This is a genomic window from Sphingobacteriales bacterium (genome assembly GCA_016719635.1).
Taxonomy (GTDB): domain Bacteria; phylum Bacteroidota; class Bacteroidia; order Chitinophagales; family JADIYW01; genus JADJSS01.
The window spans coordinates 436,826-452,071 of the sequence record JADJYT010000002.1 but is presented as its reverse complement, the minus strand read 5'-3'; the positions used below and the strand labels follow the sequence as shown (position 1 = coordinate 452,071).

General features: G+C 41.8%; 10 protein-coding genes. 6 read left to right on the top strand and 4 right to left on the bottom strand.

All coding sequences use genetic code 11. The features are described from left to right. Positions 1 to 142: 142 nt before the first annotated feature. Positions 143 to 850 carry a hypothetical protein gene (locus IPM95_06180; GenBank protein MBK9328901.1) on the top strand — a complete coding sequence of 236 codons (708 nt, stop codon included), beginning with the start codon at positions 143 to 145 and terminating at the stop codon, positions 848 to 850. A 195-nt stretch (positions 851 to 1,045) separates the two neighbouring features. On the opposite strand, the gene IPM95_06175 is transcribed toward IPM95_06180, so the two are convergent. Next, positions 1,046 to 2,527 (bottom strand): proline--tRNA ligase, encoded by a 1,482-nt coding sequence (locus tag IPM95_06175; GenBank protein ID MBK9328900.1) that lies wholly within the window; start codon positions 2,525 to 2,527, stop codon positions 1,046 to 1,048. 119 nt (positions 2,528 to 2,646) lie between these two features. On the opposite strand from IPM95_06175, the gene IPM95_06170 reads away from it, so the two are divergent. The 3 genes from IPM95_06170 to IPM95_06160 are packed head-to-tail and all read left to right on the top strand — an operon-like array spanning position 2,647 to position 5,890. After that, positions 2,647 to 3,687, top strand: a complete 1,041-nt coding sequence (locus tag IPM95_06170; GenBank protein MBK9328899.1) for a hypothetical protein — start codon at positions 2,647 to 2,649, stop codon at positions 3,685 to 3,687. Between the two features lie 16 nt (positions 3,688 to 3,703). Then, a complete protein-coding gene (locus IPM95_06165) occupies positions 3,704 to 5,203 on the top strand; it encodes a hypothetical protein (protein ID MBK9328898.1) in 1,500 nt (499 codons plus the stop codon). A gap of 24 nt (positions 5,204 to 5,227) precedes the next feature. Continuing rightward, a complete protein-coding gene (locus IPM95_06160) occupies positions 5,228 to 5,890 on the top strand; it encodes a methyltransferase domain-containing protein (protein ID MBK9328897.1) in 663 nt (220 codons plus the stop codon). A gap of 1 nt (position 5,891) precedes the next feature. Here the strand turns inward: IPM95_06160 and IPM95_06155 are convergent, their stop codons facing one another. The 3 genes from IPM95_06155 to IPM95_06145 all read right to left on the bottom strand — a co-directional run bounded on the left by IPM95_06155 (position 5,892) and on the right by IPM95_06145 (position 8,836). Then, on the bottom strand, positions 5,892 to 7,127 hold the full coding sequence (locus IPM95_06155; protein MBK9328896.1) for a hypothetical protein: 1,236 nt from the start codon (positions 7,125 to 7,127) through the stop codon (positions 5,892 to 5,894). Then, positions 7,120 to 7,332 carry a hypothetical protein gene (locus tag IPM95_06150; protein ID MBK9328895.1) on the bottom strand — a complete coding sequence of 71 codons (213 nt, stop codon included), beginning with the start codon at positions 7,330 to 7,332 and terminating at the stop codon, positions 7,120 to 7,122. Before IPM95_06150 ends, IPM95_06155 begins: the two co-directional genes overlap by 8 nt. A 226-nt stretch (positions 7,333 to 7,558) precedes the next feature. Beyond that, a complete protein-coding gene (locus tag IPM95_06145) occupies positions 7,559 to 8,836 on the bottom strand; it encodes a tyrosine--tRNA ligase (GenBank protein MBK9328894.1) in 1,278 nt (425 codons plus the stop codon). Between the two features lie 207 nt (positions 8,837 to 9,043). Here IPM95_06145 and IPM95_06140 point away from each other — a divergent pair, with 207 nt between their 5' ends. Further along, complete coding sequence (locus tag IPM95_06140) at positions 9,044 to 10,237, top strand: PorV/PorQ family protein (protein MBK9328893.1); 1,194 nt, start codon at positions 9,044 to 9,046, stop codon at positions 10,235 to 10,237. After that, entirely contained in the window at positions 10,234 to 15,234 is a 5,001-nt protein-coding gene (locus tag IPM95_06135; protein ID MBK9328892.1) for a T9SS type A sorting domain-containing protein, read from the top strand. Before IPM95_06140 ends, IPM95_06135 begins: the two co-directional genes overlap by 4 nt. Positions 15,235 to 15,246: the final 12 nt, after the last annotated feature.

Below are 15,246 nucleotides of genomic sequence, written 5' to 3'. Positions count from 1 at the left end.
GTAAAGATAGGAATAATAATTCATGCAGCGGTTTTGGAGAGTATTCTGTTGAGAAAGATGTCCAACAGTCTTTCAGCTGTTTTTTGTATATTTAATCATATATCATTAGTTTCGCAAAGTTGCCTGATGTTATATGTACCTTATGAGACACCTGCTAATAATATTATTTCTTCTGACATTCGGCATAGTTTACGGACAAGACTTCTTATATCCTAAAATTAATAATCAAGGAAACGATCTTAATGATTTCGTACCAAGTCATTGGACACTTTTGGACTCAACTAAAGGCGATTTAAACAAGGATAATCACAATGACTTAGCTTTAATTATTCAATACAAAGACAGTGTTACTCTTGTGAAAAATGATTTTGATGAAAATGATACAGTTGTAACGCAACCAAGAGTTTTAATAATTCTCTTTTATAATCCTGTTATAAATGAATATCAGCTAGCTGAACAAAGCAATAGTTTTATACTAAACCATGACAATACAAATATGGAGGACCCTTATCAAGACATTTCAATTAACAAAGGAGTTCTAAAAATTGACTTTCATATTTTTATGAATATGGGTAGCTGGGGTATGTCAAATAATAATTATAAATTTCGTATCCAAGGCAATGACTTTGTTCTTATTGGAGCAGACTACAATTCTGTTAACCGTGGTTCAGGAGCAACCGAAGACCGCAGTTATAATTTCTTGATAAAAAAAGTAAAGGTTGCAACAGGCACAATTCAAAGCGACAAACAAAACATTATTTGGCGGAAACTTAGACTTGCAGTACTCAAAACTTTTAAGACATTTTCTCAGCCATTTACATGGGAAGTTGAGAAAGACTATTACTTATGACGCTACATCTCGCGTGAGTGTTACGAAGGTGCACTCGTGTGTACTAAATCTGCCGGTCTCTGACCGGAATTTAAAATCGCAATGTTCATCAATCAAAGATTGGTTCGTTTACTGCACACACAAGACTGAATTCTAGTCCGAGAAAAAGATTGCTTCGTTCCTCGCAATGACGATCAAATAACCAAATCTCAAATCCTAATACGCTCTTGCAAACAAAACTCTTTCTTTACTTGGCTTGCCCGAAAAAATACATTTGCCTTCTTCCTGCGGATTGTTCAGCGGAATGCAGCGGATGGTCGCTTTAGTGAGCTCTTTTATTTTTTCTTCCGTTTCTACCGTGCCGTCCCAGTGCGCTAAAATAAAACCCGGTTTTTCATCCAGCAGTTTCTGGAAGGTATCGAAATCATCCACTTTCGTGATGTTGTCATCTCTGAAGGCTTTCGCCCTGTTGTACATATTCTGCTGAATGGCTTCCAGTAAATCCGCTATCGTCTGTGTCAGGTTTTCAACCTGGAAGGAGGCTTTTTCTTTGGTATCCCGTCGCGCTATTTCCACCACACCATTTGCCAAATCGCGCGGGCCAATCACCACACGCAGCGGAATACCTTTCAGCTCGTAACCGGCAAATTTGAAGCCCGGGCGTTTGGTTTCGTCGCTATCCACGATGGCGCGGATGCCCAGTTTTGCCAGTTCTTTTTTCAGTTCGTTGGCTTTCTCTACCATGCTGTTCGTCTCCTCCACATTCTTGGACAGGAAGGGAATGATGACCACCTGATGCGGCGCCAGTCTTGGCGGCATCACCAAACCATCGTCGTCGGAATGCGCCATGATGAGCGCACCAATCAGACGCGTGGAAACGCCCCAGGAGGTTGCCCAGACATATTCTTCCGTATTTTCCTTGTTCACGAATTTCACATCAAAGGCTTTGGCAAAATTTTGACCGAGAAAATGAGAAGTACCCGACTGCAGGGCTTTTCCGTCCTGCATCATGGCTTCGATGGTGTATGTATCTTCCGCGCCTGCAAACCGTTCGCTTTCCGATTTCACGCCTTTGATGACCGGCAATGCCATATAGTTTTCGACAAAATCCGCATAGACGTTTATCATCTTGATTGTTTCATCAACGGCCTCCTGCTGGGTGGCGTGGGCGGTATGCCCTTCCTGCCACAGGAATTCAGCGGTACGCAGAAACAATCGCGTACGCATCTCCCAGCGCACCACATTCGCCCACTGATTAATCAGCAAAGGCAGGTCGCGGTAGGATTGAATCCATTTTTTATAGGTGTTCCAGATAATCGCTTCCGAAGTCGGACGCACCACCAGTTCTTCTTCCAGCTTCGCTTCCGGGTCCACTATTAATTTTCCTTTGTTGTCCGGGTCCGTTTTCAGGCGGTAGTGAGTGACGACGGCACACTCTTTTGCAAAGCCCTCCGCATTTTTTTCTTCCGCTTCAAACAAACTTTTGGGAACAAACAGTGGAAAGTAGGCATTCACGTGTCCCGTCTCCTTAAATTTGCGGTCTAAAACATCGCGCATGTTTTCCCAAAGCGTGTAGCCATAGGGCTTTATCACCATGCATCCGCGAACGGCAGAGTAGTCTGCCAGACCGCCTTTCAATACCAGGTCATTATACCATTCCGAATAATTTTCCGCTCTGCTTGTTATTCCTTTGCTCATTTCTGAATAATTAGTTGTTAATTAACATACTTTGGTATGTTTTTTGAAACTTAAATAATGTAATTTTCGTTTTTCAAAGGTAAGGGTTTTAAGGTTGCCGTAAAATTAAAAATTAACACATGAAAAATATTCTATATGTAGCTTTCTTAAGTTTGCTGACCTGTTCCGCAGGGTTTGTTTTCGCACAGGATGATGTGTATGATGCGCCGAGGGTAAAAGAGGTGAAAGTCAGGAAAACACAAGTGCAGCCGTTGCAGCCGCCCGCTGAGAATGTTGAAAAATCCGTTCCGTATTATGACGAAGATAATTCCGCTACACGCAAACCGGCATCTGCACCAATGGAAAATCAAGATAATAACGAACGATATTCCGATGGATATCAGGATGATTTTGGCGGAGGTTTTGGTTATAGCGACAGGATAAGACGTTTCCATAATCCATCCATTCAGTTTAGTTTTGGCTGGAATAACTGGTACAACAACTACTACAGCCCTTGGGAATCCTACTATAATAATTACGGATGGAATAACTGGAACAGTTTCTCCTTCACACCGAGTTGGGCGTATACCTACAGCGATTTCTATAATCCGTTTTGGCCGAATACCCAAATCATCATCATACAGCAGCCGTGGATAAACAGCTGGTACAATACCGGATTCAACAATCCGTGGAACAGCTGGAACAACTGGAGCTGGAACGGTTATAATAATTGGGGTTGGAGCGGTTTTTCACCCTGGTGTTCAGGTGTAATTTATAACAATTCATTTCCAAATTACGGAGGCTATTATGACAACAATAGGAAGAATGTGATTTACACACCGCGAACAGGTGGATTTTACAACAATACCAATAAAGCGACAAACGGCAATTACAACAACTATTATTCGCCTTCGAATAACAACAATGCCCCGGGAGTGATAAAGAATGCACCTGCAAGTCCTGTTAATAAATGGAGTCAGCCGAAACAGCAACCTGTCAATCCAAATTCTGCGTATCCCGATGTATATAAATACAACAGGACAAATCCAGATAACAGAGGGAATGATTACGACAGGGGAAATACACAGCCACCTTCCAACAATAACGGATGGAATAAGGGTAACAACAATCCAAACAATGATAATTCCGGCGGTATAAAAATAGGAACAAAGCCAAAATAACCTCAACTGTTCTGTAATGCTTAAACAAGTTTTCGTCTCCTTTTTGCTTTTCGGTAGTGTGTATGTATCCTATGCGCAAACGGATATTGATGCTCTCCGGTACGGCACGACGAGCATACAGGGCAGTGCCAGAAACATCGCGCTCGGAAATACGATGGGAACCATCGGTGCCGATATCACTTCCCTTTCCACCAACCCTGCAGGTATTGCTAAATTCAGCAGCAGTGAGTTTATGGTGACACCTGCCATTCCGATAAACCGCTCCTCGTCCACCTATCTCGGCAATACCACTAAAGACGGTGCTGTAAAGTTTCAGTTGGCGAACATCGGGTTGGTGGTCATGAAAAGAAGTACAGAGACAAGCGTTAAGAAAAAATGGAGCGGTATCCGATTTGGAATTGCCCTCAATCGCCTGGCAGATTACAATGATGTTTACTCTTTTGGAGGCTATAATGACAGGAACAGTCTGCTGAATGCCTATTGGGAAAAGTTATCGGATAAAGATGTCATACAATCGGAAGCCGATGCGAAAACAAAATATCCTTTTGATGCGAGCATCGCCTATCAGCTGGATTTGCTGACGTCTGATACCTTGGGCAATTTTTACACCGCTACCAATAACGGCAACATGCAGCAGGATTTTACCATTCGCAAGAGCGGCGGATTCAATGAAGTTGTTTTAGGTGTGGCAAGCAGTTACAATGACAAGTTGATGATTGGTGCTTCACTGGGTGTTCCCATCATAAATTACACGGAAAGAATTATGCTGACAGAAAAAGACAGCAGGGATTCCGCATTTGATCTGAATTCCTTTTCAGTCGAAACCTATTCTCAGACAAGAGGAGCCGGCATCAACTTTAAGGTGGGTATAATAGCCATGCCCGTTACCAATTTACGATTGTCATTGGCGTTCCAGACTCCGGGTATCCTGTTTATGAATGATGCATTCATTACGAATATGGAAGTTGATTATGCCGGCAATTCCGTCATCCTGACCGGTGAGTCGCCGGAAGGCGCTTCCCGATACAAATATGTCCAGCCCTGGCGTATGACGGCCGGTGTGGGCTATATCCATAAATATGGTTTGGTGTCTGTTGAATACGACCTGAGCCATGCCGGTGATTCCAAATTTACATTCGACGAGAAGGACGCTAAAGCGTATGAAAATTATGTCAATGACAGAATAAAGTCTAAATACGGCACATTTCATACGATCAAGTTCGGAGCAGAATTTAAATACGATCCGATTCGCATCAGAGCCGGAATACAGTACCGTTCTTCCCCCTTCAAAAGTTCGGCGGCCCCAACAGGTGTCAGCATCTACAGCCTCACGTATTCGGCAGGGTTTGGTTACAGAGGCAATCATTTCTTTGCGGATATTGCTTATGTGCAAACGAATACCAAAGAATTGTTTGTGCCTTATCAGTTAAGCACCGAAGCATGGAATCCCGTTCCGGCGGCTGTTCTGACTACAAAAAAACCTGCCATAGTATTTACTGTCGGTTATAAACTATAACTTTGTTCCAAATCCATCCGTATTTTGAAACAATCCCCCACGTGGAAATGGAAACTCGCCCAAACACTTGAATACAGGTGGTGGCAGCGTTATCTTCAAAAGAAAAATGCGGAAGAATACCTGCAATGGAAAGAGGCGTACTGGCTGGATTTATTGCAATCTGTTTCAAAACATATTTCCTTACCCGAAGGAAAGGTAATTTTAGATGCAGGCTGCGGACCGGCAGGGATCTTTATTGCGTTAAAAGGAAACAGTGTAGATGCGATTGATCCATTGCTGCATAAATACAGTCAGTTCCCGCATTTTCAGCCACAGCGTTTTTCCTGGACAAATTTTAAAACCATTCCGATTGAATCGTTGGATGAAACGGAGAAATACGATATCATCTTTTGCATGAACGCCATTAACCATGTGAATGATATAGACGTTTGTTATGACCATCTCGTTCGCGCGGTAAAGCCGGATGGTTTGATTGTCATCTCTACGGATGCCCATAAGTATTCATTTTTAAAGAAAATCTTTCGGGCACTGCCCGGAGATATGCTGCATCCCGTGCAGATGGATATCCGGGAATATGATCAGTTGCTGACAGGAAGGAATATCTCCATTCTGGAAAATATACGGTATAAAAGCGAACGGATTTTTGACTATTATATTACGGTGGGCAGGAAGAATCCCGCGGTGTAATCTATTTTTGCGCAGCAGGGAGAATATCCTTTTTTATCAGGTAATAGCTGTTGTCGCCGATACCCACTTTGGAGAAACCATGCGAATCATAATGGCTTAAAAAATCCTGCCACTCCGTGTCTGTATGGTAGTCTCTCTGATTGCTGATATCAGCATCTACCACAATCAGATTGAAGTGATGCTGCTCCAGGAATTTATAAAAACCGATGGTGTAGGTCACATTGTTGAAGCCAATGAATTTGTCAAAATAGCTCGTATTCCTGGAATTGTATTTGGAAAACAGAAGGATGTCGCAATTCAGGGATTTCAGGGTGTCTTTATCGTTTAGTTTTAAGTCATTTAACTGCTCCACTTTGGCGATGATGTGCCTGTCTTTGAAGGATCCCTTCAGCAGGCTGTTTTGAGCAGGCAGCGGGGTGATCAGGATAAAAAGCAAAGCGATTAAGAAAGAAAGATATGTTAGGTTAACTGTATGCCTGTTTCCCGCTTTCGGTATGCTCAGGGCTATGAATAGGATGGCGATGATGGCGGCAAATGCAGGAAGTTCCAGTGAGATGTAATGATAACGGGTTGTAATAATTAAGATGGAAAGAGCATTGGGAATTAACAGCAGGATACAAACAGAAAAAACAAAATCATTTTTCTTTAACCGTTGAACAAATGTATTGAATTGAAGTTGGAAGGTATAATTTTTGTAATAATAACATGTTCCGGTCACTGAGACCAACAATAATACAGCTGAAAGTAGGGATTGTTTAATCAGGGAAAACGGCAGGAATGTCGGGATAATCAGATGGGTAAAAATCCAGATATAGTCTCTGATGTTTGACAAGACATGTTTGAAGAATAAGCCGGGATTTGCCAGCAGCGCTTCTCCCGGTGAAGAAACATTGCCGAATGATTCTTTCAGGATGTGAAACCAGTTGGACCATGCATTTTCTGAGGAATGATGCCATTTGACATAATTTAGCGCATACGAACTTCCGAACGCCAGCAGCTGTTTGCCGTTCTGGTTTTTGAACGGAAATCCGACCCAAAAAGACAGGAGCGCAAGAAGGATGATTAACAGTACAAAAAGTCCGGCCCTTTCCGGTTTACGGCCCTTGTAAAATTGATAGACATAATTGAGAATGATAAAGCAGAAAAATAATAAGAATGAGATTTTATATTCCGGACGGATATAGTAGGAGATAAACAGGAAAAATGCAATAAGAATATTCCTGGTTTCTTTATGCATCCCTCGATGCGGAAAGTGCCAGGATCGCTATCTGAAACAGATTCATGAAAATGACTACTTTGGGACCCATGGGCAGGTTAAACTGGCTGTATAACAGCAGGAAGGAAAGCAGAAAAGCAAAAAACGGTTCCAGCCTCAGTCTTAACAGAAACCAATACATGGCACATGGAAACAGGATGGTCAGCATCTTGAAGTTCAGAAACATCAGGTGCGTGTTGTTGTCGGCAACATGACTTAATAGATAATACCAGGAGGTGTACAGCGGCGCATATTCAATATAAGTTGTCGTCTGATACCTGCCAAAAGGTAGTTGTGCTCATCCACGAGACAGATGTCCAGAACATCATACAATCCATACGTCAGCTTGAAACAACAAACAAGAAGTATGACGAAAAAAAATATGCCCTGCAGCTGTTTTGACCCGTTCATGATTAAACCACTCTGATTAAGCTGTACTCTTTTTTACCTTTTCGGACTACTAACCAGTTTCCGTGTATTAGATGGTCGCTGTTAATCATGCCGTTCACATCCGCATATTTTTCCATATTGAGGGCGATTCCATTGGACTGAACCAGTTTTCTCGCTTCGCCTTTGGATGGAAGGATCGACGTTTCCTGTGCGAGGATATCCAGTACATGGATACCTCCAGAAATTTTATCTTTAGAAATGGTAAACGTCGGTACACCTCCAAAAACATCTAAAATCTGCACTTCGTTTAGTTGTAAAAGATTTTCTTTGGTGGCTTTGCCGAACAGAATTTCGGAAGCCTTGATGGCCTGCTGCAAATCGTCGGAACTGTGTACCCTTGCGGTAATTTCTTCCGCCAGCGTTTTTTGCAGGATACGCAGATGCGGTGCGTTCGCCTGTTCTATTTCCAGGCTTTCTATTTCTTCTTTTCCTTTCATGGAAAAAACGCGGATCCAGCTTTTCACATCTTCATCAGCGGCATTCAGCCAGAACTGATAAAACTTATAAGGGGATGTTTTTTTTGGATCCAGCCATACGTTGCCGCTTTCTGTTTTTCCAAATTTGGTGCCATCTGCTTTTTTTATCAGCTGGGTTGTAATGGCATACGCCTCACCGCCTTCCTTCTTGCGGATAAGTTCCGTACCGGTCACTATATTTCCCCATTGGTCGCTGCCGCCTAACTGCAGTTTAACCCCTTTGTTTTTCCAGAGGTAATAAAAGTCGTAACCCTGCACCAGCTGATAGCTGAATTCTGTGAAAGACATGCCGTTTTCCAGTCTGTTTTGAACGGAATCTTTACCCATCATATAGTTTACGGTAATATGTTTTCCTACATCCCGGATAAATTCCAGAAAAGAAAAATTTTTGAACCAGTCATAGTTATTGACGATTTCCGCAGAATGGATACCGCAGTCAAAGTCCAAAAACTTTTCCAGTTGTTTACGTTGCCCGTTCAGGTTGTGCTGCAGCTCGTCTTCCGTCAGTAAATTCCGTTCAGCACTCTTGCCGCTCGGGTCACCTACCATGCCGGTTGCGCCACCGACCAATGCGATGGGTTTATGGCCGCATTTTTGAAAATGCAGTAAGGTCATAACCTGTACCATGTTGCCAATGCCCAGTGAATCAGAGGTTGGGTCAAAGCCAATATACCCTTTTACCATTTCTTTGTTTAATAATTGTTCGGTATCTGACATGATATCGTGCAACATTCCGCGCCATCTGAGTTCTTCTACAAAGTTCATTTTGAGTATATTCTTTCCGCAAAAATACGAATTGAGACAAGAGTAATGTGAAAAAACCAGAATTTTTTACGAATATTGAAAAAAACTGAGTTTTACAGGGATAATAAGCGCTGATATTAACTTATATATTACGAAAAATTTGGGTAAATTTACGGTTGGACTATATTGATACAATACTATTTTTAATGAATCGTTTTAATTAACATGATGCGAAAACTCAAAAAAGAACTCCTTTCTGTTATACTATTCAGTTGTTTGCCCTTCCTTACCTTTGCTCAGACGACTCCCAAATACAGCAACGATTTTATGTATATTGGTATTGGTGCGCACAATTTCGGAGTGGGAAATGCCGTAGTGGCTACAACGAATGATATAACAGCGGGATACTGGAATCCGGCTGGACTGGTCCGTATTCCAACAAATATTCAGTTCAGTTTTATGCACAATGAGTATTTTGCCGGTATTGCAAAGTTTGATTATGCGGGTATTGCATTTCCCTTAGACAGCAACAAACATGCGTTTGCCATCAATTTTATGCGATTCGGAGTAGATGATATTCCAAATACGCTGAACTTGCTGGATGCGGACGGTTCCATCAATTATGACAATGTCCGAAGTTTTTCAGTGGGTAATTATGGCATCCTGTTGTCTTACGCACGCACCATTATTCCCAATTTATCCATAGGTGTTACAGCCAAGGTGGTACATAACAGAGCAGGCGGATTTGCAAAATCCTGGGGATTCGGGATGGATGTAGGTGCTCAGTATACCATCAAAGACTGGAAAATCGGATTAACCGTAAAAGACATTACGACGACATTCAATGCGTGGTCGTACAAGTTTACGGATAAAGAAAAAGAAATATTGGCGCAAACGGATAATGTTATACCCAAAAGTTCTACGGAGATTACACTTCCCAGAATACAGTTCGGAGTGGCTTATTGCAAAACATTTAAAGATAAAATTGAACTGACCGCTTCCCTCGATTGGGAATTAACGACAGACGGAAAAAGAAATACACTGATATCGACCCGGAAGGTCAGCTTAGACCCCAGAATCGGAGTGGAGTTGGGTTTGTGGAAGATATTCTATATCAGAGGCGGGGTGAATAATTTTCAGAGAGAGTTAAACTCAAAAGGTAAAAAAGTGTTTACTGTTCAGCCGAACTTAGGTGTTGGATTGCGTTTCAGAAATATTGTATTTGTAGATTATGCCTACACGGATGTTGGAAAAGCCTCTGAAAGTCAATATTCACATGTGGTTTCACTGAAGGTGGGTATCAATAAACGCAAACGCAAACCCAATGCTGAATTGATAAACGCACCCGAATCCGAACCGGAAAAAATTATAACGCCTGCAGAACCGGCACCTGTATCACCTGAGCAAAATAAGGCAGAATGATAAAAAGAGCAGCATATATTATCTTATTGTTGAGTTGCTTCACCCTGTCAAAAGCGCAACCCTACGGCAATGAGTGGATAGATTATTCCAAAGTCTATTATAAGTTTAAAATCGGAAAAACAAGTTTATACCGCATTTCGTATTCGTCGCTGACTGCGCTCGGTATTCCGGCCAGCCAGATTCGCGGGACTGATTTTAAGATCATCAGAAACGGACAGGAAGTACCGTTGTATGTAACTTCCAATGGCCAGTTCGGTGCCAGCGATTTCATTGAGTTTTACGGTGAAAGAAATGACGGCAAGCCGGATTCTGTTTTATACAAGAATCCCAATAATCAACCTACAACGCTGTATAACATTTATAGTGATACCGCTACTTTTTTCCTTACGCTGGATCCGTTCAGCATCAATGCCCGTGTCATTCAACAAAATAACGATGTTGGATTACCTCCGCCTAAAGAAGAATATTGTTATCATACGGTCAGTACTTATGGAACGGGTATTAATCCGGGCATACCTGCGTCGCCCTATTTCCGCCAATTGTACAATTCGGACTTTGATATTGGCGAAGGGTTTGCTATAGGTGAAATTATCGGGGAAAACGGTTCCATGAAATTCCTGGTTCCCAATTATGTCTATAAAAGCCCGGATGTGGATGCTTACCTGACGGCAAGGATTACTTTTTTTGAAGGCCCTCACAAAATGAGATTCAGGAGATCAACGCTTTATGATACGACAGAGTTTTTCTTTGGCCCCGGAGTTAAAACATTGAATTACACTTTCAAGAGCCAGATAATGGATAACGGCCTAGACGGGGCCGGTGGTTCTTTCACAGACTTACAGACCAGCGCATCTAAATCTTATTTGGTGGGTGCTTCCGTTCAATATCCGAGATTGTTTAATTTTGAAAATTTATCTAAGTTTGAATTCGGCATCCTAAAAAAGGAGGGGGTCTATTTTGAGATCAGAAATTTTAATAATCAGTCTACCAGTCCGGTATTGTATGATTTAATTAATCATCATCGATATATTGGAGTAGTAGATTCTTTGGTTAAGTTCAATCTGAGTGCCACGGTGAAGGATAAAGACAAATTGTTGCTGTCTTCCCAGTCATCAGCTGATATACCGTATCTGACAGCCTTTTCACCGGTTACTTTTACCAGTTTCCTGAATTCAGCCAGAAAGGGGAATTACCTGATTATTACCAACAAGAAATTAAAATCCAGCGTTAACGGCACGAACTATGTTGAAGAATACAGAAAGTACAGATCCTCTGTTAGCGGAGGCGGTTACAACGCTCAAGTCTATTATATCGATGAATTAAATGACCAGTTTGCATACGGTATAAACCAGCATCCTCTTGCAATAAGAAATTTTGTAAACTTTGCCATCGACAAATTTTCCGATAAGCCACAGTTGGTTTTTGTAATCGGTAATGGTTTTGAATATACCTATAGTTTCAGGAATCAGGGTGTTATTGACAGAAGCCTGGTTCAGACATACGGGGAGCCGGCATCCGATAATTTACTGACGGCCAGATCGGGATTGCTTAATTATCCGCAGATTGGAATCGGCAGACTCGCTGCTTTAAGAGGAGATGACATAAAAGTATATCTGGACAAGGTGACAGAATATGAAATCATACTTAATGATACATCTGGTTTGTCTCAAACGCCGTTTAATAAATCCTGGATGAAGAACGTACTGCATCTGGGAGGGGGTAATAATAATTTTGAACAACAGCTTTTCAGGTCCTATCTCGAAAATTATAAAGATGTGATTGAGTCGCCAAGATACGGTGCAAGGGTGGCGAGCCTGTTTAAAAATACAACAGATCCGATACAGATTGCCCAAAACATATTTTTGGATTCATTAATCAATACAGGTGTTTCCCTGATCACTTTCTTCGGGCACTCTTCAACGACTACGCTTGATTTTAATCTGGAACCGGAACGGTTTGACAATAAAGGCAAATACCACCTGATGCTGTCAAACGGCTGTTTTGTCGGCAGCATATTCTTAGATCCTTTGTATACCAATACCTACAGCAGCAGGTTTGTATTGACACCTAATAAAGCGGCAGTCGGATATATAGCACCTATCACTTATGCGATATCGTCCAACCTTAATGCCTACTCAACAGAGTTTTACAACAGATTTGCGAATACCATGTATAATGAAAGGATAGGGGATATTTTAAAAGAAACGACCAAACGCCTTGTACAGAATGGAGGCGATTTGAATCCGATGATCGGTCATCAAATGATTTATCACGGTGATCCGGGACTAAGGATTAACTCACATTCCAAACCTGATTATTACATTGACCAGACCAGTATTGTTTTTGAACCCCAAAATATCAATGCGGCATCCGATTCGTTTTTAATCAAGGTGGTTGTTAAAAATCTGGGTGCGGCCGTTCCTGATTTGTATGTGGTGAATGTAGACAGGGTTTTCCCAAACGGACAAATCCAGTCAACAAAGGTAACGCTGCCAAGTGCCAGAAATGTGGACACCGTTTATCTTTGGATACAATCAGACAGACTGAACGGTCCAGGACTGAATACATTTAAAATTAAAGTTGATTATGCGGATGCGATTGGGGAGTATTCAGAAATAAATAATGAAGTTACACTTACCAAACTTATTCTGGCAGATGATATCATACCCGTTTTTCCGTACGATTTCTGCATGGTGAATGACCCGAATTTTGAACTCGTCTTTTCTACCGCCAGTCCATTTGCCGGACCCAAACAATACCTGTTTCAGGTTGATACGACAGAATTTTTCAACAGCCCATTGCTTACACAAATCCGGCTTACTCAGCCGGGCGCAACCATTAAATGGAAACCGAACATTCCGCTGCTTCAAAATAAAGTATATTACTGGAGAGGAACATTGGATACCGTACCGGGAAGTCCGGCTAACTGGAAAACCAGTTCGTTCCTGTACAACACATCTTTGTCAACCGGATGGAACCAGTCACATTATTTTCAGTATTTGAAAAATTCATTCAGCACCCTGAACTTAAAAAATGACAGAATCTTTCATTATCCCAATACCACCAGAGAACTTAAGATAAGGAATATGCTTCTGTATGACCAGGAGGTTGTCGTATTCTGGGATGGTTATCTGATTGCAAGAAATGCGTGGTCGAGAAGAGGGTTTATTTTCTTTGTGTACGATGCTAATACAGGCCTAAACTGGCAAACCTATCAGATTGGCAATACCTGCAGGGGCCCGTATAATGATGTAACCTGCAACCGTTATCCAACCAATGTCGTCGAATTTATTACCAATGATTTGAATACAGGCAAGCAGGAAAGGCAGCATGTGATTGATTTTATCAATTCCATACCATGTAATGCGTATGTTTTAGGCTATAGCTTCTTTAATGCCGCCTATTCGCAGTGGCCAACGGACAGTACCGAGCCTGGTGACATTACCCTCTTTAAGGCATTTGAAGATTTAGGTGTTTCAAAAATCAGGCAGCAGCAGGATAATGTACCTTTTGCCTTTTTTGTTCAAAAATGCAATCCATCTTTCAACCCGATACAGATTCAACGATTCCCGCCACAGATTATCGATACTTCTTTTACATTCAGCGGAACATGGACGAAAGGCAATATGGAATCTGTAATAATTGGACCCGCAAGAGAGTGGAAAGACTTTAGTATGGACTGGCACCCGCTGGAACAGCCATCCTATGATGGCGGCTCTGTGAATCTTTACGGATATGACACCGTTGGTGTAAGGACTTTGCTGAGAGATGACCTCTATAAAGGCGCTGTTACGCCATTGTCTATTGATGCAAAGCGTTATCCATTCCTGCAAATGCAGTGGCTTACAAAGGATGATTCACTGGGCACCCCTCCGCAGATGGATCACTGGAGGTTGTATTATGATAAAGCACCGGAAGCGGTTGTAAACCCGACCATTCATTTTGCAAAATCAAGGGATACGATTTTATCCGGTGAAAATTTCAATATGTCGGTGGCTGTTGAAAATGTAACTCCGGTTAATATGGACAGTTTGCTGGTTCGGTTTATCATTAAAACGGCATCCAATAATATAAGCACTATATACAAACGCTTTGCACCGCTGCCTGGAAAATCCAGTTACAATATCGAATTCAATTACGATTTCCCGGGATTTAATTTCTTTGGTTTGAATTATATTACGGTCGAAGTGAATCCCGACGAGGATCAGCCGGAACAATTCCATTTCAACAACTTTGCGGAATTTACAGTCTTTGTAGATAAGGACAGGATTAATCCGCTGTTTGATGTCACCTTTGACGGCAGGCATATAACAGACGGCGAATATGTTTCTTCCAGCCCGGAAATCCTTTTCAGGCTCAAGGATGAGAATAAATACCTGGCATTGAACGATACCTCAGAATTTCTCATATACATGTTTTATCCGAATGATCCGACCAATCCGGTACAGATAGCCCGTAATCAGGCGGATGTTATTTATATTCCGGCTAATCCGGCTAATCTGACCAGAAATAATGAAGCGCGGCTCATTTATAAGCCGACGCTGCCGGATGGAACTTATGAAATTCGGGCGCAGGGTATTGACAGAAGTAAAAACGATGCCGGGAAATATGATTACCGCATTAAGTTTAAGGTGGATTCCAAGCCTTCGATTACCAATGTGCTGAACTATCCAAATCCGTTCTCCACTTCCACGCAGTTTGTATTTACCATTACGGGGGCTGTGGTTCCGGAGCAATTAATCATCCAGATATTCAGCGCCAGCGGCAAAGTGGTGAAAGAAATAACACGCGAAGAATTGGGTAACCTGCATATCGGTAACAACCTGACGGATTATAAATGGAATGGTACGGATAACTACGGTGACCGTTTGGCGAATGGGGTGTATTTCTACAGAGTGATGACCAGAAATATGGATGGTACGACGACTGAAATCAAACAGTCCAATATTGATAAATATTTCAAACACGGATACGGTAAATTATACATTATACGTTAAGAATAAAGTTTA

Coding starts and splice junctions, on each gene's coding strand:
- IPM95_06140 (MBK9328893.1), top strand. CDS start 9,044: ATGCGAAAACTCAAAAAAGAACTCCTTTCTGTTATACTATTCAGTTGT.
- IPM95_06165 (MBK9328898.1), top strand. CDS start 3,704: ATGCTTAAACAAGTTTTCGTCTCCTTTTTGCTTTTCGGTAGTGTGTAT.
- IPM95_06175 (MBK9328900.1), bottom strand. CDS start 2,527: ATGAGCAAAGGAATAACAAGCAGAGCGGAAAATTATTCGGAATGGTAT.
- IPM95_06135 (MBK9328892.1), top strand. CDS start 10,234: ATGATAAAAAGAGCAGCATATATTATCTTATTGTTGAGTTGCTTCACC.
- IPM95_06155 (MBK9328896.1), bottom strand. CDS start 7,127: ATGCATAAAGAAACCAGGAATATTCTTATTGCATTTTTCCTGTTTATC.
- IPM95_06180 (MBK9328901.1), top strand. CDS start 143: ATGAGACACCTGCTAATAATATTATTTCTTCTGACATTCGGCATAGTT.
- IPM95_06170 (MBK9328899.1), top strand. CDS start 2,647: ATGAAAAATATTCTATATGTAGCTTTCTTAAGTTTGCTGACCTGTTCC.
- IPM95_06150 (MBK9328895.1), bottom strand. CDS start 7,332: ATGTTTCTGAACTTCAAGATGCTGACCATCCTGTTTCCATGTGCCATG.
- IPM95_06145 (MBK9328894.1), bottom strand. CDS start 8,836: ATGAACTTTGTAGAAGAACTCAGATGGCGCGGAATGTTGCACGATATC.